The sequence below is a fragment of the Enterobacter cloacae complex sp. P13B genome, from assembly GCF_014895915.1.
In the GTDB taxonomy this organism is placed as follows: domain Bacteria; phylum Pseudomonadota; class Gammaproteobacteria; order Enterobacterales; family Enterobacteriaceae; genus Enterobacter; species Enterobacter bugandensis.
This window is the reverse complement of the sequence record NZ_JADBQN010000141.1, coordinates 1-318: the sequence shown is the minus strand read 5'-3', so window position 1 is coordinate 318 and position 318 is coordinate 1. Positions and strand designations below refer to the sequence as shown.

Sequence of the window (318 nt, the reverse complement as noted above, 5' to 3'; positions counted from 1 at the left end):
GTACAATTGATAGGATTAGTATCACAAGAAGTGATGTAAAAGATATTCTAGAGGATACTCAAAAATACATGCTTGATCCTGCCATCCCATCATTCTTTAAACATTGCATTGAATGGGATAAAATCTATCCAAATGGGTATCATATTAAGCATGATGATTCCAAAGCAATTCTTGAACGAAAAGGTTTATTTGATACATTCATGGATTACACAAAAGAACCTGAAACATATGGTTATGATAGAAGGGCTTTTGATCTACCATTGAAAGCTCGTTCTTTAACCTTTCATTCATAAATTGAATATCAGCAAATTCAAGTTG

1 pseudogene is annotated in these 318 nt (G+C 32.1%); it reads left to right on the top strand.

Annotated features, from left to right (window positions below):
* Positions 1-293, top strand: a pseudogene (locus tag IM273_RS22330) (hypothetical protein); the annotation flags it as partial.
* Between the last annotated feature and the right edge of the window lie 25 nt (positions 294-318).